This window comes from Alkalispirochaeta alkalica DSM 8900, assembly GCF_000373545.1.
Lineage (GTDB): Bacteria > Spirochaetota > Spirochaetia > DSM-27196 > Alkalispirochaetaceae > Alkalispirochaeta > Alkalispirochaeta alkalica.
The window spans coordinates 87,392-113,628 of the sequence record NZ_KB891692.1 but is presented as its reverse complement, the minus strand read 5'-3'; the positions used below and the strand labels follow the sequence as shown (position 1 = coordinate 113,628).

The following is a 26,237-nucleotide window of genomic DNA, read 5'->3' as shown; positions in this document are numbered from 1 at the left end:
TATCAAGATCAAGGAGATGAAGAAGCCTCAGTCCTGAGGATCTTTTGCTGCAGGCCGCGCCCTCTCCCGAGGGGGCGGCTTTTTTTTACCCCTCCCCCCCCGATACGCCCGAAACGAACCCCGAACTACCACTTTACAGGTCCCAATTCATGTTTTGGGACGCTCTCCTGACAGTTCCGCGCTAGGTTTTGTGTATGAACCAATACATATGTCAGGAGGATTTATCATGAATCAGGTACCAACAAAGAGAGGGGTCCGCCTGCTGGAGCGCCTCGGGGGAGCGATGGTGATACTCGCGGCGGCGGCCATGGTAACGGCCGTGGCCTGCGATACGGGAACCAGTTCGAGTTCGGGGCCGCGGCGCCAGGAGGCACCATCCCCACTGGAAAGGGTTGGAGATGTGACTCTGATCTCCGAGGCCGAGGCCGGGGGAACGCTCGGGGTGATTCACTTTGTGATCGAGGCGCTGGACCAGGATATGTCACAGCACACAGGATCTGTGACGGTGGCCCCCGATGGCGTCGATCTGGCATCAATTCTGGAAGGGGGAGGTACCGTCACCATAGAATTTGATGATTTTAAACCAGCCACACCCACCGGATTTCCCGAGTCTCTGGACGGATTTAAACTGGATGGCGAAATCACCGTGGGGGTTTCCATCGGAGATGGAGAGGAGTCTCTTACCTTATCCGGCTCATTAACGACCGGAACTTCTGTTCCGAATATCTCTTTCCAGAATGCGCGGGTTAAGTTCACCCGGCTTCCCCTCGGGGATCACGACGAGGCTCCAGCCGAGGCATCGGGCACGGTCACGTTCGGAGGAGATGAGGCAGAGCTGTCCACCATCGTTGATGCGCTCCGTGCAGTGGCCAGCGCCGGAGATCTCACGGCAGATATTTTGGTGGGAGCAGCACTGGCTCTTCTGGACGCTGCCCCCGGGAGGGAAAGTGTAACGCACGATTCGGATATTCTGGTGGAATGGCTGGACCGGGATGCGGGAAAACTGGCGATTCACCTGGATGGGTACCGTTCGGGCGGCGGGGTGACGCTTCGGGGCCGTTTCGATATGACGGTGACACAAGGTGAAAATGGCTGGGAGAGTCTTGAACTGGACGGCGCCTTGACTATCCAGGGCTACTCTCTGGGCTACATCGGGTTTGGTGCCGAGGGCGAGGGAGGATTGGTCCTGAGCGATCTCAAGGAGGACAAAATACCGGGCGATGCCCAGGGGTGGGTCATTACTGACTCCAGAAGATACAACGCCGGGGACTTGTTCAGTTTTGGCAGGTTCCTGGAGGATATGGGGATTATGGGAGGTGATTGACGGGGAGNAGCCGGCTCCCTGCGCGGGGGATGCGTGAGCGGGCGGAGGGGCGCCGCAGGCGGTGCGCCCCTTCGGGGCGTACGGGACCCCCGGAGCACGCGCCCCCGGCCGATGGCCGGGGCACGCCCGGGTCCGACGGATTCTGGTTTTTTTACCGTCCCGGGGGTAGACTTGTACACCGGGAGGAGTGGCTATGAAGATTCTGCCCGGGATGCGCGAGGGGGGGCCGCGCGATACGATCGCTCTTGCTCATTGGGGGTGGATTCTGACGGGCTTTGCTCTGGCCGGGGCGGTGATGTGGGGGGTGGGGGNNTTTNTGTCCCCTCCGGGGAAGGGGTTTCCTGCCGGGGTGCTGGCTCCGGGTGCGGGGGTCCTTTTTTTTGTGTGCTGGTCGGGGGTGGTGAGTTTTTTGCATCTTTCGCCTGTGGGGCGGTTCTGCAGGGTTGTGGATGCGGTGATCCAGGGGGATTACGCTGCCAGGGTGCGGGCGGGGGGGCATTGCCAGTGGGGGTATCTGGCCACCCGGTTTAACCAGATGTTGCGGGTCTTCCGCAAGAAGATTGCCGTAGAGAAGTATGTTTCCAGGTCCACAGCTCAGATGGTGGAGAGTCTCAAGACGGGGGAGTTTTCCTCGGCGCCTCATCGTCAGGAGGTGTCTCTTTTTTTCTCCGATATCCGGGGGTTCACGCGCTACGCCGAGCAGAGCGATTCTTTTGTGGTTGTTTCCACGGTGAATGAAATTTTCAATATCCAGGTCGATCAGATTCAGCGGTTCGATGGGGATATCGACAAGTTTGTGGGTGATGCGGTGATGGCGGTTTTCCCGAGTCCGGGCCAGGCGTTCCGCGCGGCCCGGGAGATCCAGAAGAAGATGGGGGCTTTCAACGAGGGCCGGGGGGAGGTGCTCTCGCTTGGGATCGGTATTCACTTTGGCACGGGCGTGGTGGGTGCTGTGGGGGGGCGCGATTCCCTGGACTGGACGGTGATGGGGGATGTGGTGAATACGGCGGCGCGCTTGTCGGCCTCCTGTCCGGGGGGGTGTATCTTTGTCTCCCGCGAGGCCCACGAGCGGTTACGAACGCGCCGTGCGGGGCGCGCTACGACGCTCCGCCTGAAGGGNCGCAGGAATGCCCAGGAGGTTTTTGTCTTCGGGGAGGAGGTCTCTTCCGTGGAGGATGGTCCGTCCCGGGAATAGGGTTTGTCCCGGAAATAGGGTCNGGCCCGGGGGCGTTCTGTCCACGGGATGAGGTCTTTCCCCGGAATGCTGCCAGTCCCGGCGCGGAGTGTCAGGCCCGGTTGTGCAGGGCGCTGCGCCTCCAGAGGTCTGTGCCGAAGCTTGTCGAGAGGGGGGCGCCCGGGGTTACCCGGTAGGTTCGCCCTCCCTGATCGTCCCGGTNTGCCCGGAGGAAGACCCAGTCCGGGCGGTTCTGGTCGTGCAGGTCCTTTGCCAGCCCGTAGAGGTGGGTCACAAAGAAGGTGGTGACCTGCGTGTCTGCCAGGGCCCGGATCACGCCCCGGGCTATTTCCGATCCCTCCCGCTCGTTGGTGGCGGCGAAGGATTCGTTCAAAAGAACCATCGATCCCGGTACCAGGGCGTCGGCGATCCCGCTCATGCGCCGGAGTTCCTCGTCCAGTTTCCCGCTGCTCATGGTGTGGTCCTCGCCGCGCCGGTAGTGGGTACATAGTCCGCGACAGAGCGATCCCCGGAAGGACCGGGCCGGGACAAAGAGCCCCGCCTGCATCATGAGCTGGGCCGTGCCGATGCTCCGGAGAAAGGTGGATTTTCCTCCCTTGTTCGCGCCGGTGACCATCACCAGGGAGGAGCCGTCCAGGATCGCGTCGTTTCCCGCCAGGGGTTCGGGGAGCTGAACCGCCAGGGCCGGGTCGTAGAGCCCCGAGAAGCGGTGTTCCCGTGTCTCCGGGACCCCGTCGGGGCCTGCGGGATTCCTGGGACCCGTGGGACCCGGGGGGCGCCGGGGAAGGTCGCTGCAGCGGGGNATGCAGAGGGGGTTTCCGCGGGCTTCCAGGGTGTCCCGCAGGTTCAGGGCTCCTGCATAGAAGGAGAGTTCTTCCCGAAGGTGTTCCAGGAATCCCACGATGTGATCGGCCGATTGCAGGAGGACGTGGGAGACTGCGTTGAGGCCCCGATTTTTTATTTCTTCCATGATACGGTAGCCTATCTCGTCGCCCTCCACCAGGGAAAAGGTGTAGGGCGAGGGGATTTTCTTCCGGAGCCAGCCCTTCCAGCGCCGCTCTGCCCGGGGACGAAGAAGAGAGAGGCCCGTGCAGCTGTTTCCCGGCCCCAGGCGCGCGCCCAGCAACGTTCCCTGGTCCTGCCGGAGGGTTTTGATCATGCTNCGGACCTCCTCCAGGTATTCCCGGGGGAGTTCGTCCTGGAGCATCCCGAAGAGGTGGCGGAACCCCCGGGATCTGAAGCGGTCCTGTTCCGTCCGGGCTATCCGGGAGAGTTCTTCCAGCAGGTTCGTGAAGACCTCCAGGGGCATCAGGGCGTTCTGGAGGACCGAGGCCGGCTGGGTGGAGAAGACGCCCTGATAGAGTCGGCCCTCTTCTTCCATCACCTCTCCGATGATTCTGTAGAGGGTGCGCACCACCTCGGGGTTATCCAGGGCGTCCTGCATCACCTCCTGACGATAGTGGATTGTTTCCAGTGAGAGGGTCCTCCGAAGCAACTGGGTCTCCATGGTCCGGGCGATGAGGGGGTCTTCCCGGGCCATTTCCCGGAGAACCGGCTCCAGCTCCAGATCCCGCAGAAGGTCATCGCTGCATCGGCTCCGGTTTCCCGGCGCTGCGGGAGCTGCCGGGCCTGTGGGGACTCCAGGATCCGTAAGGCCTGAGGGAGCTGCCTGGNCGGCGTCGGGGCGGGCCGGGGGGGTCGAGGGGTTCACGGCGTCGTTGGGGCGGGCCAGGAGGAAGGCTCTCATGATTCTATCCTTTCCCGTAATTGCCCGTAGGTGAGTCCGTACCGGGCGGCCACGGCTGTTGCGAAGGACTGGCCGTCTGCGGGTGCCCTGGTGACCCGAAATGTTCGCGCTCCCCTGTCGCGGGGGTCGATCCCCGCCACCAGGCTCACCAGACCGGGTGTGTCCTCTGCCAGGTCNTCCAGAAAGGTGACCATCACCGTGAGGGCGCCTCCCCGGCGTAGTTCAGCCAGAACCCGTTGCGATAATACCAGGGCGTCCTCCAGGGTTGTGGAGGAAAAGAGCTCGTTCAGAAGTACCACGGTGCCGGGGCCAGCCTGCTCCAGNATCTCCTCCAGCCGGTGGAGATCGTCCTCCAGAGCGCTGCGAAGNTCCTGAAGGTCTTCCTCTTTCCCGAAATGGGTGAAGACCCGGGGGCTGTACGGAAAGGAGGCCTCCCGACCGGGAACGGGGCATCCCAGCGAGGCCAGATGAAACTGCTGTCCCAGGGCCCGGGCGAAGGTGGTCTTGCCCCCCTGGTTTGGTCCGGTAACGATNAGAACCTGTTCGTGGGGAAGAAGGTGCAGGTCGTTCGTNACGGTTTCCTCGCCCTGGNTGATCAGCTCCCGCGCCAGAACCGGATCGTAGAGGTCCCGGAAGAAGATTTCCGTCGCTCTGTGTATCCCCCCTCGGGCGAAATCGTCCGGTTCGTGCTCGTGCCGATCATCTTCCTCCGATGCTCCTTCCGATACCGGGAGCCAGACCCGAGGGTAGCAGAGGGGCAGGCCGGCCTGCTGCAGGGGGGCAAGATAGTCCAGGACCGAGAGATAGAACTGGGCTTCCCGATCGAAGGTCTCTATGCCGGGGTCAATAAAATCCCGGCAGGTCCCGAAAAAGGATTCCAGACGGGTAAAGGAGTCGGGATACATCAGGGCCACCCGATCAAGAATCTGGGCCTCCATATGATTCATCGAACCCGACCCGGGGTAGTCCTTCAGGTAGTTTCTGGATGTCCCCCGACGAAACTTCCTGAAGAGCTCGTATACGGGGCCCTCGAGCTCTTCCTCCTCCTGCCAGGCGCGAACTTCTATGTCGGGCAGGTCCAGAAGGANAGAAAAACGCACCGCTCCGAGTTCCTTCTGCAGGGTCTCCTGACTGCGGGAGAGGTTCCGGAAGGGCTCGCTCTCCCGATGGGAGCGGAGCCAGTCCCGGAATCCCTTCAGACCGGCCGAGGTCAGGGGCGCCGCCTCCAGAGTCTCGGCGAGCCCCCTCAGGGCGTCGCAGTAGCCCGTGACCGCGTCCAGGTGCCACCGGTGCCGCTCCTTGGGATAGGACGCCCGNTCGGCCTGGGCCCGGCTCCGCCGCACCGCCGAGAGTCTCCGCGCAAAGGCAGAGAGCCCCTGGTAAAGAGCGGGCTCTTCCAGGTCCCGAAAGATCTCCTGCCGGAAGGAAACCTCCTCCGGGTTGGCCAGGGGAAGGGCGAAGAGGGGTTCCAGAGAGTATTCCNTTTTTCCCGCTGTGATATCGGCCACTGCCCGGTGGAGGTTCAGGTCGATCAGGGTCTGATCGGGCGTCCGGTGCNGTTCGGGGCCCGCCCCCTCCCCCGGGATTTCCCCGTCCGGTTCAGCCCCGGCCCAGAGAATTGAACTCATACAGAAGGTCTCCTTGGGGGACGAGGATACCGGAAGAANGAGATTTCATCAAACCGGGATGACACGCCGGGTTTGACCAGCAGGAATCAGATCGATACAAAAATAATTTTGGGGAATTCTGTTTGATTTTTCCCTTTTTTGCCCGCTTTCACTGGACAGACCCGCTAAAGGAGGTATAGTTAGGTCCATGGCCTCTGCACAGAATACCGCCACGGAAGATCTCATCCGGCTGAGTTTCTTCACCGATATGGCCCGGGATATCGCCGCAGCCACCACCCTGGAAGAGACCCTCCAGCAGGTGATGAAACACATCGGCGCTGTCTTCGCACCCCGCAACTGGTCGCTCCTGCTCAAGGACAACCAGACCGGGGAGATGGTCTTTGCCATAGCGATCGGCGGGGAAAACGTAGCCGCCCTTCGGGGCAAGCGCCTCCCTCCGGGAACGGGGATCGTGGGCTGGATCGCCGAGAACCGCCAGCCCCTGATCATCGAGGATGTCTCCCGGGATCCCCGTTTTGACGCCTCCATCGACGAACTCACCAAATTCAGAACAAAGAGCATCATCGGGGTTCCCCTGATCACACGGAACCGGGTCTTTGGGGTGATCGAGCTGATAAACAAGGTTAACGGCGAGGCCTTCACCGCCCTGGACATGAAGGTGCTCTGTACAATCGCCGATTTTGCCGCGATCGCGATCGAGAAGGCCTACTACTTCAGGGCCCTCCGCCGGGCTGCCCTGGAGGATTCCCTCACGGGACTTCAAAACCGGCGGAGCCTGAGCCGTACCCTGGAACGGGAAATCCGGCGGTGCTCGCGCACGGGAGCTCCCCTGGCAGCACTGCTGATCGATCTTGACCGCTTCAAGGCGATCAACGATTCCTGGGGACACGCTGCGGGGGACATGGTCCTGCAGCATCTGGCATCGATTTTGAAAGAATCNGTGCGCGAAACCGACGTTGTATCCCGCTACGGGGGNGACGAATTCATCGTGGTGATGCCCGAGACGGACCAGAGCGGTGCCAGAGAGGCCAGACGGCGGCTGGAGGAGGCCCTGGAACGGGGAAAGGGCCAGGCCCCCGTCCCCTACAGCGTGAGCATCGGCGTCTACTCGGGAAGGCCCACCTCACCGGAAGATCTTTTTCAGGGAGCTGATATCCATCTCTACAGCGAGAAAGACCGGAAACGGGACGCGCACCTGGACGAGATGGCCGAGCATATCATCGAGTTCATGGACGAGGCGACCTGTGCGAGGGAATGCTCCTCCTGAGCCCGCCCTCCCCCGGCGGCGTGCCCCCGGGCTCGGGGTCCTATCGGGTGGCGGAGAGCCCCGTGATCATGCGCGGCACGTCCAGAATGAAGGAGATACTGCCGTCCCCCAGGATGGTAGACCCGCTGATCTCGGGAACGGTCCGGACCGCCTCGTTGAGCGGCTTGATCACAACCTGACTTTGCCCCATGATCTGGTCCACCACAATCCCCGCCTGCTGCGATCCCGAATCAACCACCACCACGTTGGCGATATCGGGGACCTCACCGCCCATCTTCATGTGTCTGCGCAGGTTCACCAGCGGCAGGGGGTGCCCCTCGTGGTTGACAACCTGCTGTCCCTGCCCTAATACCGTGGGGGCATCGCGGAGAATGAAGCATTCCTTTACGTCATTCAGGTGAATGGTGAAGAACTTCCGGTCCAGCCGCACCAGCAAGCTGTCAATGATGGCAAGGGTCAGGGGCAAACGGATGGTGAAGGTGGNCCCCTGGCCCTGAAGGGACTCCAGGAAGAGCTGCCCCGACAACCGCTCCACCTCGGTGAGGACCGCGTCGGTACCAACCCCCCGGCCCGACACCGACGAGACCTGATCAGCNGTGGAAAATCCGGGAGCAGCCAGGATCGAGAGAACATCCTCCATTCTCAGATCCGCCTCGGGAGAGAGGACCCCCCGTTCGATAGCTTTCTTCTTCACCTTCTCCAGGTTGATTCCCCGACCGTCGTCGCGGACCTCTATCTGTACTTGTGAACCCACGTACTGGGCGCGGAGAAGGATCGATCCCGCCGGTGGTTTTCCCGCCTCCACCCGCTCCTCGGGAGATTCGATCCCGTGGTCGACACTATTGCGGATCATGTGCACCAGCGATGACTTCAGGACATCGATCACGTTCTTGTCCAGCTCCGTATCGCCCCCCTCTACCTGGAGATCTACCTTTTTCCCCATATCCTGGGAAATATCCCTCACGAGCCGCCGGAAACTCACAAAGGTGTCCTGCAACGGAACCAGACGCATCTCCATAATTCCCTCGCGAAGGTCGCCCGTGAGGAAATTCAGATTCTCGGCGATCGTGTTCAGGGCCGGGTCCTTCAACTCCGAGGCCCGACGAAGAAGCCGCTCCTTGAGTGTCACCAGTTCCCCCACAAGATTCACAGCGCTGTTAATCTTGTGATCGGGAACCATCAGGGACGAGGACTGAACCTTCTGCTGGTACTTTTTCTGCTGGTCCCTGAAAAAGTTCTGAGCCTCCAGGGATACGGCCACATCGCTTTCCCGGGCAAAGCCCTTCTCGACAGCAATTTCTCCCAGGCGCTTGTTCTTTTGTTGTTCCTCCAGAAGTTTCTCCACGTGCTCCTCCGAGAGGTTACATCGCCTCTGGAGAATCTCCCCCAACCGCGGGGGATCATCACCNTCTTCCACAAACGCCACGGGGGTTACCTCCACGGTACTGTGGGCCGCAATGAAGATGAAGACCTCTTCCACCGTCTCCTGTACAGCCACCGTGGAAAGGAGCATATCAAAATCGATGTAGCAGTGGGTCGGTTCGAGCTCTTCCCACGAAGGAAGGCGACGATCGTTGGCAAAGATGAGCATCTCGCCCAGCTCAGCCAGCTCCCGGAACAGGGGAATCACGCTGTTCCCGCTCTGAAGGGCCGACTCCTCCGGTCTCAGGCGAATATGAAAGACCGTGAGGGGCCCCTTCTTCCGCGCTCCCTGCCCCGGACGGCCCGTCTCTGCCGGGAGCGATCGCGATGGACCGCTCTCTCCGGCCTCCCCCTCCCCGGAGGAAGACTCATCTCCCCCATCCTCCGGCAGGGCCTTCCCGGGGGAGCCCTCGGGGGAGATCTTCTCCAGAATCGTCCTCCATTTTTCGGTATCGGCCTGGCACTCGGGATCGTTCAGCATCAGGTGGATTCGATCCAGCCCCGCAAAGGAGGCGTCGATGATCTCCTTGGTCACCTGGAGCGATCCCGAACGGAGCGCGTCGAAAACGTTCTCCATCACGTGAGCCTCCTGGGAGATGTGGTCGAAGCCGAACATGCTCCCCGATCCCTTCATGGTGTGGACGTTCCGGAAGATCCGGTTCAGCAGCTCCTCGTCGCGAGGCGTCTCTTCAAGGGAGACAAGATCCTGCTCAAGCTTCTTCAGAAGTTCCCGTGTCTCGATACAAAAGGGCTCACTGGAAAAATCCATTATCTTCCTCCACCTCCCCCCGGGGAGGGCCGAAAAAACTGGGTGCATCCGAGTTCACGGAGCGCTTCCTCNAGGACATCGCCCGCAGCAGAGACCATATCCAGGGAGATCGACCGGGAGGCAGCTTCCCTCGCCANGGCGAGAAGGAGCTGAACAAAGGAGAGGTCCGCAAAGGTCAGCTCCCGGGTATCAATCCGGAGGGTTGTTCCCGCCCCCTGCTCCAGAGCCCGNCCGAAGAGGCTGTAGAGCTCATCGGCGTCACCGAGCGTCACCCCGCCCCGGACCACCACGGTCCGTACCCCGTCCTGATCCTGTATCTCTGCCCTGGCCATACCGCGATACCCCCTACATGTCCTCAAACTCGAGATCGATATCATCGGCACTCCCCCCGCGAGTATCCCGGGGCAGCGTTATCCCCGTGGTCTGCGGCAGGGATCCGATCTGTTTCTCCTGCGCGGTCTGCGTCTCTCCTTCGGGGCGAGGTTCCCTGGGGGGCAAGGCCTCCCGGGAAGAGGGTGTCGGACCGCCTGACCTGGCAAGGGGCACCCCCCCGGAATCGGGCGATGGCGAGGGCTGCCCCTGGATCTGTGCCCCCCGGAGCGAACCGGCCCCCCCCGAGGAGGCAGGTGCTCCGACACCGAAGTTTTCCCCGCTATCACCACCGGCAACACTGGTGCTAAAGAAGGAGATCACCTCCTCCAGCTTTTGCGCCTGCTGCAGGAGATCAGCCGAGGCCGAGGCCAGCTCCTCGGTCCGGGATGTCTGTTCCTCGCTCGCCGAGGCGACTTCCTCGGAAGAGGCGGCCGTCTGCTGCACCACCTGGTCCAGCTGGAGGATCGCCTGGTTCACCTGCTTTGCCCCGACGCTCATCTCCTGACTCGAGGCGCTTATCTCCTGCACCAGTTCCGACGTTTTCCGGATGTTGGGAACGGTTTCCTCCAGAAGACGTCCGGCTTCCTCGGCGACCTTCACCGAGGAGATGCTCAGCTCGCTGATTTCCTTGGCCGCTTCGGCGGAACTCTCGGCGAGTTTCCGCACCTGCGTGGCCACAACGGCAAAACCCTTGCCGTGTTCTCCCGCTCGGGCCGCCTCGATCGCTGCATTCAGGGAGAGCATGTTGGTCTCGCGAGCGATATCCTCGATAATGCTGATCTTTTCGGCGATCTGCTTCATGGCCAGCACCGTTTCTCCCACGGCAGTCCCGCTCTGCTCGGCATTGATCGCCGACTGGGTGGCGATCTTCTCCGTCGCCTCGGCGTTATCTGCGCTCTGCTGGATATTGGACGTCATCTGCTCGATAGAGGCAGAGACCTCCTCCACCGATGCGGCCTGCTCCGAGGCACCCTGGGACAGTTGCTGGGCAGCGCTTGCCATCTCGCTGGCACCCCGGGCGGTGCTGGTTCCGATGGTGGTGAGATTACTGCTTCCGCTGGCCACCTTGCGGGCCGAGCTCTGGACCTGGAAAACAACCCCGCGAAGGCGATCCTGGAGCGAATCCAGCCCCCGGGCGAGGACACCGATCTCATCGGACCGGCGGGCTGCCTTTGGGTCACCCGCTGAATCGAGGGTTCCCCGGGCCAGGTCTTCCAGCCTCCGGGCCGCGCTGCGAATGGGTGTGGCGATACGCCCCGCCACAAGGACGGTGGTGACCACCACACCGGCCAGGGCAAGAATGACAGCGATAACGATCACCCAGGCCAGGCGGTACACAGGAGCGTTTATGTCGGAGTAAGGCAAAAAGAAGGCAACGCTCCAGTTGTTGGACCCGGGGATGGGGGCAAAGATCGCATGATACGGCTCACCCCGGGGATTGCGAAAATCACCGGCCCCGGCCACACCCTGTGTAATGTGCGCGCCGATCTCCCCGAGCCCCGGCCAGTCCGGTGCATCCAGGGTATTCAGGTTCATCACCACCGCCGGATCGGGATGGCCGATCACCAGGCCCTCACCGTCGATGATTACGCCGTGGCCGGCCTCGCCGAAGTTCATCCCCCGGGTCATCTCGACTATGGCGTCCAGGGAAACGGCCGCAGCGAAGGCGCCCTGAAGCACCCCCTGGTCGTTGCGCACCTCCCGGGCGATAACGGTAATACCGTTACCGGTGGTGGAACTNACCAGCCCGTTATCGACATAGAAGGGCTCGTTTCTTCGCAGAATCGCCTCGGCGTAGTCGCGGTGCATGAGGTTTCCCGTGTAGGCGGCGCTATCAACAAAATCCCCNTGGGTGTCCAGGAAGAAGTAATCCTCGTATTCCCGGGGGCGTCGTTCGTGGCGGGCAATCAGTGAATCGGTGATGGCCTCAAAATCTCCCCGGAGATACTCGGGCGACGCCGAGACCTGACGGAGGATCTCCAGGTTCCCCTCGATCCATTGCCCTGCCTCGGAGGCCCGGGCCAGCACAATCTCCTGGACCAGGTTGTCCACGGTCCTGCGCTGGGCACGCCCCCCCTGCCACAAGAGGAAGGCGCCCATAAGGAGGAGCAGAAGGGCCGAGACCCCCCCGAAGAGAAAAATCATCCGGCCCCTCAGGGTCTTCAGACCGGACAGCTGATACTTTGTCGTACTTCCCATGGTTCGATTCCTTTCTCCCTGGTTCCCGTCGCCTCGTGCAGGGCGAATGAGTCCCTGCGGGCCTGGCTGGCCCAGGCANGTCNGGTTGGCCCTGCCATGGCCGACTGTTCCCGACATCACTGCAGAAAGTATGAATCAGGGCGGTACCGAACGCAACATCGTGGCGAAAATACCTTGAGTTCTTCCTGGTGGATGTGTATCGTGCCTTTCTTGATGCCCCCCTCTTTCCCCCAGACGGGTAATCAGGCGGGGGAGGAATCGTGCGCCCGCCGGGGGAATCCCCCTTGTTCGCCGGAAAAGCCGTGGTATAATGGAGGTCGTCGCCGGGATCCTTTTCACGGTGATGGTCTGCGCGCGTGCTCGTGTGCAGGTTATATGTAATAATACCGCTCCGGGAGGTCGCCTGTGGAATCTGCCCCGTCTCGTTGCCACTCCGAAGAACGAGTGGCCCGTGTGCTGGAAAAAGTACTGAAAGCCCATCAGGATCTGCTCTCGGAGTCTCCGCCCGGAGAGGCGATCAGGGAAGCCCTGGGGAAGGTGGGCCAGGCCGCTCAGGTGGATCGGGTCTACGTCTTCCAGAACCACACCTCCCCGAACGGCGTGGTCTGCACCTCCCATCGCTTTGAATGGGCGGCCTCGGGGGTCCCCCGCGAGATCGACAACGAGACGCTCCAGAATCTTCCCCTGCGCGAGTCCGGCTACGGTCGCTGGCTCGATTCATTTCTCGAGAACAAACCCGTCTTCGGGAACATCTGCGATTTCCCCGCCCCGGAGCAGCCCATTCTGGAAGCCCAGCAGATCAAATCGCTTCTGATTCTCCCCATTTTTGCCGGGGGAGAGCTCTGGGGGTTTGTCGGGTTCGATGATTGCACCAGCCAGCGGGAATGGTCGGCGCCGGAGATAAACCTTCTCTTCTCCCTCACCATCGTCCTGGACACGGTCTTCTCCGGAGCGCCCCTGCCCGCCTCCGAATCGGTAACGCTGGAACTCATTGCCTTTATCGGGCGCATGAGAGATATCCACGTGGCCATGTTCTCCAGCTGCTCCGAGCAGGAACTGGCCGAACGCACCTGCGCCCGTATCAGTTCCCTGGTCCAGGCCTACCGGTTCTTCAGCACCCGTCCTCCGGCCCCCCAGGTGGAGGTAAAGGACCTCTTCGAGGCGGTCCAGCCCTTTTTCAGAACCCTGCGCGACGAGAGCACCGCCCTGGGGGTCCCCCTGCCTCCCCTGGAACTCAGGGTCGACGATTTTTCCCTGCCCCTGGCCCGGACACTGGACCTGATCCTCACGGTAACAGAAGTTCTGGCTATCCTGGGCCAGTCCCGGGAACTTGCCCGCTCGGCCACCACTCTGAGTATCTCCCTGATGGCGAAACAACGCCAGGGTGAACTGGCCATCTGCGTAGACGACGAGCGCAGNCAGNCCACGGCGGGCACCTTCGCTCCCGACGGGATGGCCTTTCTTATCCTGCGCCCCCTGAGGGAGCGGCTTAACGCCGTGGAAGCCCCCCCGACGTCCCCCGGACAGATGTTCCGGCTCGTCTTTCCTCTCTAGACCACTCCAGGCCACTCCAAAGCGCGCGCGAAGGTGAACCAACACCGGGGGGATCACCCCTCGATGCGGTTCTTGCCCTGACGCTTGGCCTGGTACAGNAGCGCGTCGGCCCGGGACACCAGGATCTGGGCGCTCTCCTGCCCGTCAAAGGTTGCCACACCAGCCGAGACGGTGATTCCCAGTCCCTGGAAATCGTGATCAGCCAGAACCCCCCGAAGCTTGTCAGCACCTGCCCGGGCATCGGCCAGAGCGGTTTCAGGAAAGATGACCAGAAACTCCTCGCCACCATAACGACCAACAATATCGCATTTCCGGAGATTCTCTCCCAGAAGCTGACCGATCCCCGCCAGAACCTCGTCACCCTTCCGGTGCCCGTGAGTATCATTGACCCTCTTGAAATCGTCCACGTCGATCATCACCACCGAGAGATCCCGCTGGTACCGCTTTGCCTTGGATATCTCCTGCTCCAGCCGTTCGTAGGAGTGCCGATGGTTATAGAGTCCCGTCAGACCGTCCGTCACGGCCAGCCGCTCCAGGCGCTTCTTGAGCTGGTAGGAGCGGACGTTCACCTTGATGCGCGCCATGAGGCCCGCTGAATCGAAGGGCTTGTGGATGTAGTCGTCTGCGCCGGCCCCGAGAATGTTGGAAAGCGACCGCTCCCCACTGAACTGGGACATGCTGATGATGATCGCATCATGATGATCCTGGCGGATCAACGAGACNAGGTGATCACCGGAAACACCGGGGAGCACGATATCACAGATGTAGAGGTCGAAGGACTGCTTCTCCTGCAAGAGTTTTTCGGGATGATCAAAGAGAGTCACCGACGAAAAGCCGTTCATCGAGAGGATGCGCGAGACGATCTTGAGGGTCACCTGGGAATCGTCCACCACGGCTATTCTGAGGGTTCTCATGAAACGGGAAAGCTCATCATCGGAGGCGAGGGTCTCCAGATAGCGGATGAACCGGTCCTCCGAAAGCTCATTCTTGAGCATATATTCCACCACACCCAGCGAAAAGAGCCGTTCCCGCTGCTCCAGAGAGTCCGTGGAAGTAACGACGATCACGGGAATGTCCTGGCCTGCCGTGCCTGCCATCGCCGTGATGAGCGATTCGGCCCCGCCGTCGTCGAGCTTCAGGGCTGTGACAACCAGATCGATATCACCCTGGGCGATCGCCTCCAGGGCATCTTCCTTGGTGGGCACACCCACCACGGAATGACCGCACCGGGTCACCAGTTCCCGCATCACCTTCCGGAAGAGCTCGCTCCTGTCAATATGCAGTATTCTCAGCATACACACCTCTCGCTGTGGGGGTTTTCCTGTCCGGGAAAGTATACTCCAAAGCCCCAAAAAAATCCTCCCGGGAAAACCGGCTTCCCTCCCCGCCTGACTCCCCGGGGATCTTCGGGGCGTCCCCTCGGGGCGCTTCAGGAAAAAAGACCTCGAAAGGCCGACAAACGCTCAAGTTCCTGTTGATTAATTTTGTTAGCCATGCTTAACTACTATTGAAAGGACGGATCCTATGGCAAAGACATTGATTGTGTTCGGCTCTTCCACAGGCGTCACCGAGGATGTGGCCCGCTCGATCGGGGGCTCCCTGGACGATGCCGTTGTTGTAAACGTCACCGACTGGAACGAGGACTCCCTGAAGGAGCTGGACTCCTTTGATCTGATCGTGCTGGGAGCTTCCACCTGGGGGATCGGCGATCTCCAGGACGACTGGCACGTAAAACTCGGGCTTCTGGAGAACGCTCCCCTGGCGGGGAAAAAGGTTGCCCTCTTTGGAACGGGGGACCAGGAGAGTTATCCCGATTCCTTTGTCGACGCCCTGGGGATACTGGCCGAGGCGGCGGAACAGGCCGGTGCAACCATTGTCGGCCAGACCTCCACCGAAGGNTACACCCACGANGAGTCGCGCGGTGTCCGGGACGGCCTGTTCCTGGGACTCGCCATCGATCAGGACAATCAGGGGGATCTCACCCCGGAGAGAATATCCAGCTGGGTATCCACGATTACATCCGCCGTCTGAACCACGGCGTTTTTGTTTGTGTCGGCTCACCTTTTCGAGGGACCCGCACCCCGGACCGCAACTCCCGGGGCAAGGGTCCCTCGATCCTTTTTCGCGTTCTCTTTCCTCCTCTTTCCTCCTCTTTCCCCCTTTTCTCCCTCATCACCTTCTGCCCACAGCTCTATCATCTCTACTGCCCTTCACAAAAGTTGCCGGTATCGCGGCATGGCAGAGGAGAGCGATGTAATTTGACATACCACACAGTGGCGATGCAAAAGAAACTTTTTTGTTGACGATTGTTACAGGTAGCCCTACAATACATACGGTCGAAGAAATTCTTCGGTGCTGTGGTTTATATCTACGTAATAAGGAGCAGGAAATGGTAGAACTTGGTTTGTGGGATCCTGTGTTGTTTCTCACCGCTTTTGGTGGAGGACTGTTCGGTGCATCGATCGGTGCCCTGCCGGCCTTTATTCTTACCGGTATCATGGTCATTGCCGGTGAGATGCTGGCAATCAACGGTGGGGTTGACTGGGTAACGGGCGGAATCGCCTTCGGCACGTTCTTTGCACCCAACATCTCCTTCGCCGGTGGTGTGGCTGCAGCAGCGTTTGCAGCCAAAAAGGGAATACTGGCCAACGGAAAAGACATCGCGACTCCCCTGATGACCTTCGGCGTGAAGAGCGATTTCTGGCAGGTCCTGGTGGTTGGTGGTATCTTCGGAATCATCGGTCACATCATCAACGCGTCGCTGGTCACCGTCGGGGCTCCCACCGACACGATCGCCGTTGGTGTCTGGGTAAGCGCCCTCATCGCACGGCTCGCCTTCGGAAGCACCGGTCTCCTTGGCAAGCACGACGCAAGCGTCTCCCCCAGTCGCATGGCTCTGGCCGAGGATCGCTCCAACGCATGGCTCCCCTTCATGAGCCGCCCCGAGCTGATCTTCCTGGTCGGTATCGGCGTTGGTATGGTCTCGGGCTGGATTTCGATCCTCACGGGAAGCGCCGTTATCGGTTTCGGTATCGCCGCCTTCTCCCTGATCTTCCTTGAGACCAAAGGCCCCATGCCGGTCACGCACCACATCGCCCTCCCCGCAGCCCTGGCAGCCCTTGCTGTTTTCGGTGGCGGAGCCCCCGTGCTGGTGGCAGTGCTCGCAGCGGGATTGATCGGTGTTATCTCTGCGTTCCTGGCAGAGCTGCACACCCGGTTCTTCCTGGTCTGGGGTGACACCTTCGTGGATCCCCCGGCGTTTGCCATCTTTGTGATGACCACCGTTGTAATCCTGGTGTTCTAAGAAACTCCTTTCGGTTACACCGGAGGCGGCCTGGCACACAGCCCGGGCCGCCTTTTTTTTGTCTTCTCCGGACCCTTGCCTTTCCCCGTTCCAGCGGCTATTCTCCCTCTGATTCCAGCTTGCAGGGTCTTCCGGCGCTCACCCGCCGGACGCGCCCGCTCCGGCCCCAAAGAAGCGTCTCCTCTGCCCCCTTTACCCTTGACCACCCACTGAACACCATATACAGTGTAGAAAAGACAAACAAAAAACAATTCGACACCATATATCATGAAAACAGATGCTTCAGGAGGTTCCCATGGAAACCAGCACCACCGGATTGTTCCGCAGTGTGGTCAAGCGCAACGGACAGTTAGAGCCCTACGACAACCATAAAATCGCCTCGGCAATCGAAAAAGCCTTCGCAGCCCAACAGGAAGAGATCTCTCGGGAAGAACTCTACCGCCTGGTCGGCGATGCCGAGAAACGGCTCGCCCGATCTCTGGAAGGTCGCCACCCCAACTCGGCCCCGGCGATCGAGGAAATCCAGGACGTGGTGGAGGAAACCCTGATTCTCTCGGGGCAGGTGGCCGTTGCCAAGGCCTACATTATCTACCGGGCCCGCCACGAGGCGATTCGCTCCACCCGATCGCTCATGCTGGACATCGAGCACACCATGGACGGCTACCTGGAGCGATCGGACTGGCGGGTGAACGAAAACGCCAACGTAAACTTCAGCCTGGGCGGACTGATCCTCCATAACTCGGGGACCATTACGGCCAATTACTGGCTGCGAAACGTCTACTCTCCCGCCGTGGCCGAGGCGCACCGCACAGCCGATTTCCATATCCACGATCTCTCCATGTTCAGCGGCTACTGCGCCGGCTGGTCCCTGCGTCAGCTCATCTGGGAGGGGCTGGGGGGGATCTCCGACAAGATCGCCAGCAAGCCGGCCCGGCACCTGGGAACGCTTGTACAGCAGATGGTGAACTTCCTGGGAGTTATGCAAAACGAGTGGGCCGGCGCCCAGGCCTTCTCCAGCTTCGACACCTATCTGGCTCCCTTTGTGAAGGTGGACAACCTGGGCTACGACGAGGTCAAACAGGCGATACAGAGCTTCGTTTTCGGCGTGAATACCCCCAGCAGGTGGGGGAGCCAGGCCCCCTTTACCAACATCACCCTGGACTGGACGGTCCCCCCCGATCTGCGCGACCAACCGGCTGTGGTGGGAGGAAAGGTGCTCGATTTCACCTACAGCGAGTGCCAGAAGGAGATGGACCTCATTAACAGGGCCTTCCTGGAGCAAATGATCGAGGGCGATGCCAACGGACGGGGCTTTCAGTACCCCATCCCCACCTATAACATCACCCGGGATTTCGCCTGGGAGACGGAAAACGCCAGGCTCCTCTTCGAGATGACGGCCCGCTACGGCACTCCCTATTTCCAGAACTTCATCAACAGTGACCTCGACCCCTCGGACGTGCGGTCCATGTGCTGTCGCCTCCAGCTGGACAAGCGGGAACTCCGGAAACGGGGAGGAGGCCTCTTCGGATCAGACGAATTCACCGGCTCTATCGGCGTGGTCACCATCAATATGCCCCGGATCGGTTTTCTCTCCCGATCAAAGACGGAGTTCTTCCAGCGCCTGGACCACCTGATGGATCTGGCCGCAGAAAGCCTCACGGTGAAGCGAAAGGTTGTCAACCAGCTCATGGAAGGAGGGCTCTTTCCCTACACGCGCCGCTACCTGCGTCACCTGAACAACCACTTTTCCACAATTGGTCTGGTTGGCATGAACGAGACCTTGCTCAATTTCCTGGGAACCGACATCAGCGATCCCGAGGCACGGGCCTTTGCCGGAGAAATCCTGGACCATATGCGCGAACGCCTGGTGAAATATCAGGAGGAGACGGGCGATCTCTTTAACCTCGAGGCGACTCCCGCCGAAGGAACCAGCTACCGTCTGGCCAAACACGACAAGGACCGCTTTCCCTCGATCATCACCGCCGGGGAGGAGACCCCCTACTATACAAACTCTACCCACCTCCCCGTGGAATACACCCGGGATCTCTTCGACGCTCTGGATATTCAGGACGAGTTGCAGACAAAGTACACGGGGGGGACGGTGTTCCACGCCTTTCTGGGGGAGGCCATCGAGGACTGGCAGTCCTGTGCATCGCTGGTGCGGATCATCGCCCGGAACTACCACCTGCCCTACTTTACCATCTCCCCTACCTTCTCGGTCTGCCCCGACCACGGCTATCTCAGCGGGGAGCACCACACCTGTCCCGACTGTGGCCGGGAGACCGAGGTCTATTCCCGGATCGTGGGGTACTACCGCTCGCTGAAGAACTGGAACCGGGGAAAGCGGGCCGAGTTTGCCGAGCGCCAGCCCTACCAGATCACCAGGGGAGCACACACCCTGGAACCCCATGCCTCTTGAGAGGCTGGGGCTCCAGAAAACAACCCTGCTTGATTATCCGGGGCGCGTGGCGGCGGTTCTCTTTACCCAGGGCTGTCCCCTGCGCTGCCCCTACTGCCACAACCCCGAACTTCTTCAGGGGCCGCCACCCGATTCGTTCCTGCCCCGGGGAGAGATCCGTGCGTTTCTCCACCGACGCCGGACGGTCCTGGAGGGGGTGGTCATTACCGGTGGAGAACCTCTGCTCCATCAGGATCTGGGAGACCTGGTAGAGGAGATCACCTCCCTGGGACTGGCGGTGAAGCTGGACACCTCGGGAGCCTTCCCCGAGAGCCTCGAACGGATACTCCGGGACAGGCCTGTGGATATGGTCGCCCTGGATCTCAAGACCCGCCCCGAGCGATATCATCTGGTGGGAGGCCGGGGAGATGATCTTCTGCGGTCCCTGGAGGTGCTCCGGGCCTGGGGCGGGCGGTATCTGCTCAGGACAACCCTGGCGCCCCAGGTGGTGACCCCCGAGGATCTCGACGCCCTGGCAGCCCTGGTGAGACCCGACGAGACGTGGATACACCAGCCCCTGCGGGAGCCCCCGCCCCGGGACGGGGGCTGAGGCAAGGGTGGCCACTCAAGCGGGTCACCAGCCCCAGGATGGAAGGTTTTCCGGCGAGACCGGGGCCAGAGAGCAGGAACCCCGATTACTTCCGAAGCCGGGCCATCTCCCCTATCATGGATGCAAAGGCTCCGGCCGAAACACCTTTGCCCGGGCGGAGCGAGTCCAGGGATACCCGGCCCTCCAGAATATCAAGAAGGGTACGGTTGGGAAGCATGCGGTCGGGGGGCAGGTTCTCCTGCCGGGCATAGCCCTCGCGAACCTCGTAGATCGCCTCCAGAAAGGCCTGATCCCGGGCAGAAAGATTCTGGAACCTCCTGGTCCGGAGAAACCCCGGTCTGCGCCCCGTCTGGGGATCCTGGTCCTGAACCTTCAGGTTTTCCAGGATATACCGTTCCAGGAGGCCCTTCTCCTGAAGAAGAGCAAAGAGGTGTTGCTGGAGCGCGAAGAGGTGACGGACGTCTTCCAGGGCGTAGACGATAGCCCCGGGGTCCAGGGGACGGCGCATCCAGTTGTACTGCTGATATTTTTTCTTCCCTCCCGCAGGAACGATGCCGAGGGTCTCCTCGAGCACCGCCGAGAGGCCCTGTTTCCCGAACTTCAGCAACTCCACGGCCGGACGAAGGTCGAGGATCCCCCGCATGCGTATGTTCTGGGTTCGAAAGAGCAGGGCCCGGTCGCTGGCAGAGTCGTAGGTGATCTTAAGGAGATTCCGGTCCTCCAGAAAGGCCCGAAGCAGGTCCATGGAGACTGCCCGGGGATCGACCAGCGCCTCCTGGTGGCCATCAAAAATCTGGAGCAGGCAAAAGTGCTCCCCGTAGACGTGGAGATTGAACTCTGCCTCCAGATCAATGGCAACGGTCTCTACGGATCGTCTGGCCAGATCCTCCCGATAGGATGAAAAAAGCTTGTCCGAGTCAATATAACGATACTCCCTGGTATCCCTTCCCGGCTGATCGGTGGTGTTCATCCCTGGAGATTATCCTTTCCGAAAAAACCCCGCAACCACTGGAGCCGCCACGTCACACCCCGAGCGTTACAGCCCGGATCCCAGCCGGGAAATACTGGCAGGAGTGGCGGCCCGGGAGTTGCAGAAAACCGGCGGGAAGCGGTACCTTCCCAGCCATGATTGTCCTCCTCTCGCCCTCCAAAACCCAGAACTTTCAGGACCAGCCTCCCCTGGAGGACCAGTCAGAACCGCTCTTTCGGGAAGAAGCCCGGGAGATCATGCTCCACCTCCAGTCCTTCTCTCCCGGGGATCTGGCCCGACTAATGAAGATGAGCGACCGCCTGGCCGGGGAGACCGCTGAAAAACACCGTGACTGGACAGCCGAAGAAACGCCACGCCTTCAGGCGATCTACGCCTATACCGGTGAGGCCTACCGGAGCCTGGACGCCCCCAGCCTCTCCCGGGCAGAGCTCCTCCACGCCCAGAACCATCTGCGGGTGCTCTCGGGTCTCTACGGTCTCCTGCGCCCCCTGGACGCGATCAGACCCTACCGGCTGGAGATGGCAGCCCCCCTTGGCCCGGGGGGAACGAAGAACCTCTACCACTACTGGCGGGAAAAAATAACAGCCCTCCTGACACAGGAACGATCCCCCTTTGTCAATCTGGCATCCCTGGAATATTCCCGGGTCATCACCCCCGAGGACCTGCCAGGGCGCTTCGTGACGCCCCTCTTCAAGGAGGACCGGGGGAGCTCCTGCTCGGTCGTGGCCGTCCACGCAAAGCGGGCCAGGGGCAGGATGGCCCGATGGATCATCACCGACCGCCCCGAGCGTGTTGAGGACCTCCAGAGCTTCTGCGCCGACGGGTACCGATACCGGTCCGATCTCTCGGAACCGGACCAGCCCGTCTTTGTCCGGACTGCCCCGGGATGATCCGCTACTTCCTCTTCAGGTTTTTTCAGGATCTCGTTCTGGTCTATCCCGTCTACGTGATTCTCTTCCGGGAATCGGGACTGAACTACCTGCAGGTTTCCTGGCTCCTGGCGATCTGGAGCGTTCCCGTAATCCTTCTGGAAGTCCCCTCGGGAATGGCCGCCGACCGCTGGAGCCGGAGGTGGTCCCTGGTGATCGGCATGATCCTGAAAGGAACGGGTTTCCTGATATGGTACGTCCGCCCGGATTTTCCCGGTTTTGCCCTGGGATTTATCTTCTGGGGATTACAGGAAGCGATCAACACCGGCACTACCGAGGCCCTCCTCTACGACGCCCTGAAGTCCCGCAATAGGGAAGACCGCTTTGTCACCCTGGCCGGAGGGGGAGCCGCTGCGGCCCGGGGAGCCATACTCATATCCCTTCTGGCAGGGGGCTGGATCTTCTCGCGGAGTCCTGCGGCGGTGATGATCCTCTCGGCGCTGGCTATGGCAGCGGCCGCGATCTGCGCGGCCACGCTCCCGGAGGAACGGTCCCCCCCGGACGTCACCGGTTCTTCCCCCTGCTCGCTGAAGGACGAACTGTCCCTGGCTGTGGCCGTACCGGGACTGATCAAGCTCGTCCTCTACGGAAGCCTTGCCACCGTTATCTGGGGTGTGCTGGACGAATACGATTTTCTCTTTGGCCATACCCTGGGTGTTCCCCTGGCAGCGATCGGCCTCTGGGGAGGGACCAGATTTTTTCTGGAGGCGCTCGGTGCGGGGCTGGCAGCACCTCTGCAGCGAGGGTTGCGACTGGATGATCCCCCCAGGCTGGCCTGGTGGATCGCCCTGGCATCGGCGGTGCTCTTCCTGGGAGTAATCACGGGACACCGGTTTCTTCTCCCGCTGTACTTCAGCTTTTACCTCATCATGGCCTCTGCCGAGGTTATCTACCAAGGGTGGCTCCAGGAGCGGATCGGCTCCGGGAGCAGGGCAACGATCTCCTCTCTGGTCTCGCTGATCGCCGAGGTGCTTGGCCTGATTCTGCTGCTGGCAGCAGGACCGGTGAGCCAGCGATGGGGGCTGCGGGCGCTTTTTGCGGGGGGAAGCCTGGTGATGGCCCTGGCTACGATTCTCTTTGCTGTAGCCTGGACCAGGGGGCAGCCCCGAAGCAAGAGGGCCCCATAACCCGGACCCGACCGGGATTTCAGGGCCCCTCTGACAGTTCAGGACCGGGCGATTTCGGCCACCTCGATCCGGTTTCGCCCCCCCTCCTTGGCCCGGTAGAGCGCCCGGTCGGCCCGCTCCACCAGAGATTCGGGGGAATCCCCGGCCGTGGCCTGGGCAACACCAAGGCTCACCGTGACACGACGGGGTATTCCGAAATCATGGACCGCCAGGGTTTCCCTGAGCCGCTCCGCCAGGGCCGCGACCTCCCCGGACGTACCGCCGGGACAGAGAAGGAGAAACTCCTCGCCTCCCCAGCGCGCCACCCGGTCGGTGTGCCGCACCCCCGCCTCCAGAAGCCGGGCTGCCTCGCGCAGAACCTGATCGCCTCCGCCGTGGCCGAAGCGGTCGTTGATCGCCTTGAAGAAATCCAGGTCCAGCAGGACCACCGAGAAGGCCCCTCCGTAGCGTTGCAACCGGGAAAGCTCCTGGTGCAACACCTCGCCAGCCTTCAGGCGGTTGGCAATACCCGTGAGTGCGTCCGTGGCGGCCACCACCTGAAGCCGATCCCGGGCATCCCGAAGTTCCCTGGTCCGCTCCTGAACCAGTCGCTCCATGAGGGCCGCCTGCTCCTCCAGTTTTGCCACGGGATAGGACTCGTAATCGCCCTCCCCCACCGAGGGAAGGGAGTGATGAAGGTGCTCGATGCACCAGTGCCCCCGGTCGGGATAGTTCCGGAAAATCACCGTGAACCGGCAGTTAAGGAGATCCACGGCCTGCCCCAGGACCGAGGCGTGGAGATCGAGCTCGGCCTGAACAAACCCCAGATCCTGGTCCAGAGAGACCCCCTTGAGGGAGAGGATCTCGTAGGCGATCGGACGAGGGGCCTGCTCCAGATCCCGGGAAAAGAGTTCCAGAGACTGCTCCAGGGAATCACTCCGCTCGTTCAGGGCAGTGCCGAAGCCCGTCATGCGGGGACTCAGGAGCGACCTGATCCCCTCCAGATTCCGTTCACCCAGATAGACCTCGAGAAATCGGAGGAAGGCATCCTCCAGCTCCCGGGAGTATCGGTTGCTGTGTCGCGGGCACGCCCGTTCCCGGCGGCGCATACAGGGAGGTCCGCCCGCCCCGCTACCAGCGCTCCCGGCGGACGATCTCCTCCAGGGCGAGGCGCTGTTTCTCCACCGGCTCGGGATCCTTCGGGTAGCCCAGGGGAAGCAGCTCCACCACCTCGATCTCCGGGGGAATCCCACAGATCTCCCGCACCGCCGGGGGGTCGAATTTCCCGATCCAGCACGTACCCAGGCCGAGCTCAACCGCAGCCAGGGTCATGTGGTCCATGGCGATCGCCACGTCGATGGGATAGCTCTCGAGACCACAGGTCATCCGTTCCCGACCCGTCTGGGCACAACAGACGATAACCACCGGGGCCTGGCCCACAAAGGCCTGATTGCCCGCTGCGCTGGCCAGCCGTTTCCGGGTCTCTTCTTCCGTGACCACCACGAGCCGCCACTCCTGGCGATTCCTGGCCGATGGCGCCAGCCGGGCCGCTTCCAGAACGGCCTCGATCTTCTCCTGCTCCACGGGCCGATCCGAGAAGGCCCGTACACTTTTCCGTGTTTTTATTGCTTCCTGTACGGTCATGCACCAAGTGTAATAAACCAGACCCAAAGGGGCCAGTCCTCTAACCCTTGACCCCCGTCAGGGCGATGCCCTGGACAAAATACCGCTGAAGCGAAATAAAGAGCACGATAACAGGCAGCGTGGCCATGACGGCACCAGCCATGATCTGGTTATAATAGATCCGGCTCTGGCCCTGAAGCAGAGCGATTCCCACCGAGAGGACCCGGGTTCTGTCGGAAGAACTTATGATAAGCGGCCAGATAAAATCGTTCCAGGAGTACATCACCGTGAAGATCAGCAAGGCCATCACAGCGGCCTGGGTGAGAGGAAAGTAAAGGCGCGCAAAAATTCCAAAGTGGGTACACCCGTCGATCTTCCCCGCATCCAGAAACTCATCGGGCAGGGTAAGGTAGAACTGGCGCAGGAGAAACATCCCGAAGGCGCTGAACATTCCCGGCAACGCCACGGCAAGGAGGGTGTTCGATAACCCCAGAGATCTCATGATGATATAGTTCGGGACCAGAATCATCTGATGGGGAACCATGAGAACCGCCAGGAGCCCCAAAAATATCACGTTTCGCCCCGGGAAGCGAATCTTTGCGAAGGCGAAGGCGGCCATGGAACAGCACACAATCTGGGAGATCGATCTCATCAAGGTTACAATAACAGTGTTGCGATAGAAGAGCAGGAAGGGAAGGTCTCTCATGACCAGGATATAGTTTTCCGTGACAGGCTCTCGAGGAAAAAAGGATGGCGGAGTCATCATCAGTTCCGTCTCTGTTTTGAGCGACGAGACGGCCATCCAGATAAAGGGCAGCGCCATCAGAAGACCGCCCCCCACAACGACCAGTCCGTAGAGGATTTTCCCCGGCAGATTGCTTTTTCTGAGGTCACCCATAATGAACCCACCTTTTCTGGAACAGGAACTGTCCAATCGTGATCACAAGAACACACACAAAGAGCACCGCAGCTTGGGCGGAAGAATAACCCATGTTAAAAAAAACAAACCCCTGCTCGTAGAGACTCATGACGATCGTGCTGCCTGCCCGGTGCAGCGAACCGGGAGGATCAGCACCCAGGATAACGAAGGCTGTGTCGAAAACCTGGAAGCAGGTAATCAGCTGAGTTACCAGGATGAAAAAGATCGACGGTGTCAGGAGCGGAAGGGTGATTCGCAGGAAGCGGTCCAACCCTGACGCCCCGTCTATTTCGGCAGCCTCGTAATATCCCCGGGGAATGCTTCGTATCCCGGCGATGATAACAATGAGATTATAGGCTACTCCGAGCCAGACCCCGATGAAGACGATGGAGTACAGCACATGGGAGGGAGAAGAAAGCCAGGGTACGGCCCCGATCCCCAGAGCCTCCAGCACCCGGTTGACCAGTCCGAACCGCAGGTTCAGAAGCCATTTCCAGACAAGAGCCGCCGCAACGGGCATGGTCATGAGAGGAAGGAAATACAGGGTCCGCACGTGTCTGGTAAAGGAGAGAACATCGTGAGCCAGGAGCATGCCGAAGCAGAGAATCAGAAGAAGAATCGCGGGGACAACCAGAACCGTGTAGACCGCCGTGTTCCCGAGAGCAGCCAGGAAACTCGCATCCCCGAGCAACCTGCGGAAATTGTGAAATCCCGCCCACTCCATAGCAGAAAGGCCATCCCACTGGTGAAAGGCCAGCAGCACAGACCACATGATTGGCAGTATGTAAAAGACCATCAGCCCAATCGAATTGGGGGCGATCATCAAATACCCCTGGACAGACTCTTTTCCCATCCAGTGGAAGCAGTTCCGATTTCCCGA

General features: G+C 61.0%; 21 protein-coding genes. 10 read left to right on the top strand and 11 right to left on the bottom strand.

Annotation, left to right across the window (positions count from 1 at the left end; translation table 11 throughout):
• The first annotated feature begins 226 nt into the window (after positions 1–226).
• Positions 227–1,324: a hypothetical protein gene (locus B071_RS0102040; protein ID WP_018525440.1), complete on the top strand. Its 1,098-nt coding sequence runs from the start codon at positions 227–229 to the stop codon at positions 1,322–1,324.
• Positions 1,325–1,517: 193 nt separating this feature from the next.
• The gene (locus tag B071_RS0102035; protein WP_018525439.1) at positions 1,518–2,519 is read left to right on the top strand and encodes an adenylate/guanylate cyclase domain-containing protein; all 1,002 of its coding nucleotides are present in this window, start codon (positions 1,518–1,520) and stop codon (positions 2,517–2,519) included.
• Between the two features lie 91 nt (positions 2,520–2,610).
• Here the strand turns inward: B071_RS0102035 and B071_RS20570 are convergent, their stop codons facing one another.
• On the bottom strand, positions 2,611–4,026 hold the full coding sequence (locus B071_RS20570; protein ID WP_498365792.1) for a MutS-related protein: 1,416 nt from the start codon (positions 4,024–4,026) through the stop codon (positions 2,611–2,613).
• A 236-nt stretch (positions 4,027–4,262) separates the two neighbouring features.
• Positions 4,263–5,171 (bottom strand): MutS-related protein, encoded by a 909-nt coding sequence (locus tag B071_RS20415; protein ID WP_438829533.1) that lies wholly within the window; start codon positions 5,169–5,171, stop codon positions 4,263–4,265.
• Positions 5,172–6,081: 910 nt separating this feature from the next.
• Between B071_RS20415 and B071_RS15370 the strand changes: the two genes are divergently transcribed.
• Positions 6,082–7,161, top strand: a complete 1,080-nt coding sequence (locus B071_RS15370) for a GGDEF domain-containing protein (protein WP_018525436.1) — start codon at positions 6,082–6,084, stop codon at positions 7,159–7,161.
• Between the two features lie 40 nt (positions 7,162–7,201).
• On the opposite strand, the gene B071_RS0102015 is transcribed toward B071_RS15370, so the two are convergent.
• The 3 genes from B071_RS0102015 to B071_RS19825 form a co-directional block, all read right to left on the bottom strand.
• On the bottom strand, positions 7,202–9,352 hold the full coding sequence (locus B071_RS0102015; RefSeq protein ID WP_018525435.1) for a chemotaxis protein CheA: 2,151 nt from the start codon (positions 9,350–9,352) through the stop codon (positions 7,202–7,204).
• Positions 9,352–9,684: an STAS domain-containing protein gene (locus B071_RS0102010; RefSeq protein ID WP_018525434.1), complete on the bottom strand. Its 333-nt coding sequence runs from the start codon at positions 9,682–9,684 to the stop codon at positions 9,352–9,354. Before B071_RS0102010 ends, B071_RS0102015 begins: the two co-directional genes overlap by 1 nt.
• A gap of 13 nt (positions 9,685–9,697) precedes the next feature.
• Complete coding sequence (locus B071_RS19825; RefSeq protein WP_438829532.1) at positions 9,698–11,824, bottom strand: methyl-accepting chemotaxis protein; 2,127 nt, start codon at positions 11,822–11,824, stop codon at positions 9,698–9,700.
• A gap of 504 nt (positions 11,825–12,328) precedes the next feature.
• On the opposite strand from B071_RS19825, the gene B071_RS18125 reads away from it, so the two are divergent.
• Positions 12,329–13,477, top strand: coding sequence for a GAF domain-containing protein (locus tag B071_RS18125; RefSeq protein WP_083914343.1), 1,149 nt, complete (start codon positions 12,329–12,331; stop codon positions 13,475–13,477).
• A 53-nt stretch (positions 13,478–13,530) separates the two neighbouring features.
• Here B071_RS18125 and B071_RS0101995 read toward each other — a convergent pair whose 3' ends face one another.
• Positions 13,531–14,772, bottom strand: coding sequence for a sensor domain-containing diguanylate cyclase (locus B071_RS0101995; RefSeq protein ID WP_018525431.1), 1,242 nt, complete (start codon positions 14,770–14,772; stop codon positions 13,531–13,533).
• Between the two features lie 229 nt (positions 14,773–15,001).
• Here B071_RS0101995 and B071_RS0101990 point away from each other — a divergent pair, with 229 nt between their 5' ends.
• From B071_RS0101990 to B071_RS0101975, 4 genes are all read left to right on the top strand, one after another.
• Positions 15,002–15,508: a flavodoxin gene (locus tag B071_RS0101990; protein WP_026244908.1), complete on the top strand. Its 507-nt coding sequence runs from the start codon at positions 15,002–15,004 to the stop codon at positions 15,506–15,508.
• Between the two features lie 358 nt (positions 15,509–15,866).
• Positions 15,867–16,781, top strand: coding sequence for a DUF7973 family transport facilitator (locus tag B071_RS0101985; RefSeq protein WP_026244907.1), 915 nt, complete (start codon positions 15,867–15,869; stop codon positions 16,779–16,781).
• A gap of 295 nt (positions 16,782–17,076) precedes the next feature.
• Positions 17,077–19,200: a ribonucleoside triphosphate reductase gene (locus tag B071_RS0101980; protein WP_026244906.1), complete on the top strand. Its 2,124-nt coding sequence runs from the start codon at positions 17,077–17,079 to the stop codon at positions 19,198–19,200.
• Entirely contained in the window at positions 19,190–19,789 is a 600-nt protein-coding gene (locus B071_RS0101975) for an anaerobic ribonucleoside-triphosphate reductase activating protein (RefSeq protein WP_018525427.1), read from the top strand. The genes B071_RS0101980 and B071_RS0101975 overlap by 11 nt, the downstream gene beginning before the upstream one ends.
• 85 nt (positions 19,790–19,874) lie before the next feature.
• On the opposite strand, the gene B071_RS19385 is transcribed toward B071_RS0101975, so the two are convergent.
• A complete protein-coding gene (locus tag B071_RS19385) occupies positions 19,875–20,759 on the bottom strand; it encodes a ribonuclease D (RefSeq protein ID WP_018525426.1) in 885 nt (294 codons plus the stop codon).
• A gap of 155 nt (positions 20,760–20,914) precedes the next feature.
• On the opposite strand from B071_RS19385, the gene B071_RS0101965 reads away from it, so the two are divergent.
• Together B071_RS0101965 and B071_RS0101960 are read left to right on the top strand one after the other, a co-directional pair.
• Positions 20,915–21,670: a YaaA family protein gene (locus tag B071_RS0101965; RefSeq protein ID WP_018525425.1), complete on the top strand. Its 756-nt coding sequence runs from the start codon at positions 20,915–20,917 to the stop codon at positions 21,668–21,670.
• Complete coding sequence (locus B071_RS0101960) at positions 21,667–22,836, top strand: MFS transporter (protein ID WP_018525424.1); 1,170 nt, start codon at positions 21,667–21,669, stop codon at positions 22,834–22,836. The genes B071_RS0101965 and B071_RS0101960 overlap by 4 nt, the downstream gene beginning before the upstream one ends.
• Before the next feature lie 38 nt (positions 22,837–22,874).
• Here the strand turns inward: B071_RS0101960 and B071_RS0101955 are convergent, their stop codons facing one another.
• The 4 genes from B071_RS0101955 to B071_RS15355 are packed head-to-tail and all read right to left on the bottom strand — an operon-like array spanning position 22,875 to position 26,180.
• Entirely contained in the window at positions 22,875–23,924 is a 1,050-nt protein-coding gene (locus tag B071_RS0101955; protein ID WP_018525423.1) for a GGDEF domain-containing protein, read from the bottom strand.
• 22 nt (positions 23,925–23,946) lie between these two features.
• On the bottom strand, positions 23,947–24,459 hold the full coding sequence (locus tag B071_RS0101950) for a nitroreductase family protein (protein ID WP_018525422.1): 513 nt from the start codon (positions 24,457–24,459) through the stop codon (positions 23,947–23,949).
• Between the two features lie 40 nt (positions 24,460–24,499).
• On the bottom strand, positions 24,500–25,336 hold the full coding sequence (locus B071_RS0101945; protein ID WP_018525421.1) for a carbohydrate ABC transporter permease: 837 nt from the start codon (positions 25,334–25,336) through the stop codon (positions 24,500–24,502).
• Positions 25,329–26,180, bottom strand: coding sequence for a carbohydrate ABC transporter permease (locus tag B071_RS15355; protein ID WP_157702977.1), 852 nt, complete (start codon positions 26,178–26,180; stop codon positions 25,329–25,331). Before B071_RS15355 ends, B071_RS0101945 begins: the two co-directional genes overlap by 8 nt.
• Positions 26,181–26,237 lie beyond the last annotated feature (57 nt).

Coding starts and splice junctions, on each gene's coding strand:
- B071_RS0102040 (WP_018525440.1), top strand. CDS start 227: ATGAATCAGGTACCAACAAAGAGAGGGGTCCGCCTGCTGGAGCGCCTC.
- B071_RS0101985 (WP_026244907.1), top strand. CDS start 15,867: ATGGTAGAACTTGGTTTGTGGGATCCTGTGTTGTTTCTCACCGCTTTT.
- B071_RS0101980 (WP_026244906.1), top strand. CDS start 17,077: ATGGAAACCAGCACCACCGGATTGTTCCGCAGTGTGGTCAAGCGCAAC.
- B071_RS0101975 (WP_018525427.1), top strand. CDS start 19,190: ATGCCTCTTGAGAGGCTGGGGCTCCAGAAAACAACCCTGCTTGATTAT.
- B071_RS19385 (WP_018525426.1), bottom strand. CDS start 20,759: ATGAACACCACCGATCAGCCGGGAAGGGATACCAGGGAGTATCGTTAT.
- B071_RS0101965 (WP_018525425.1), top strand. CDS start 20,915: ATGATTGTCCTCCTCTCGCCCTCCAAAACCCAGAACTTTCAGGACCAG.
- B071_RS0101960 (WP_018525424.1), top strand. CDS start 21,667: ATGATCCGCTACTTCCTCTTCAGGTTTTTTCAGGATCTCGTTCTGGTC.
- B071_RS0101955 (WP_018525423.1), bottom strand. CDS start 23,924: ATGCGCCGCCGGGAACGGGCGTGCCCGCGACACAGCAACCGATACTCC.
- B071_RS0101950 (WP_018525422.1), bottom strand. CDS start 24,459: ATGACCGTACAGGAAGCAATAAAAACACGGAAAAGTGTACGGGCCTTC.
- B071_RS0101945 (WP_018525421.1), bottom strand. CDS start 25,336: ATGGGTGACCTCAGAAAAAGCAATCTGCCGGGGAAAATCCTCTACGGA.
- B071_RS15355 (WP_157702977.1), bottom strand. CDS start 26,180: ATGATCGCCCCCAATTCGATTGGGCTGATGGTCTTTTACATACTGCCA.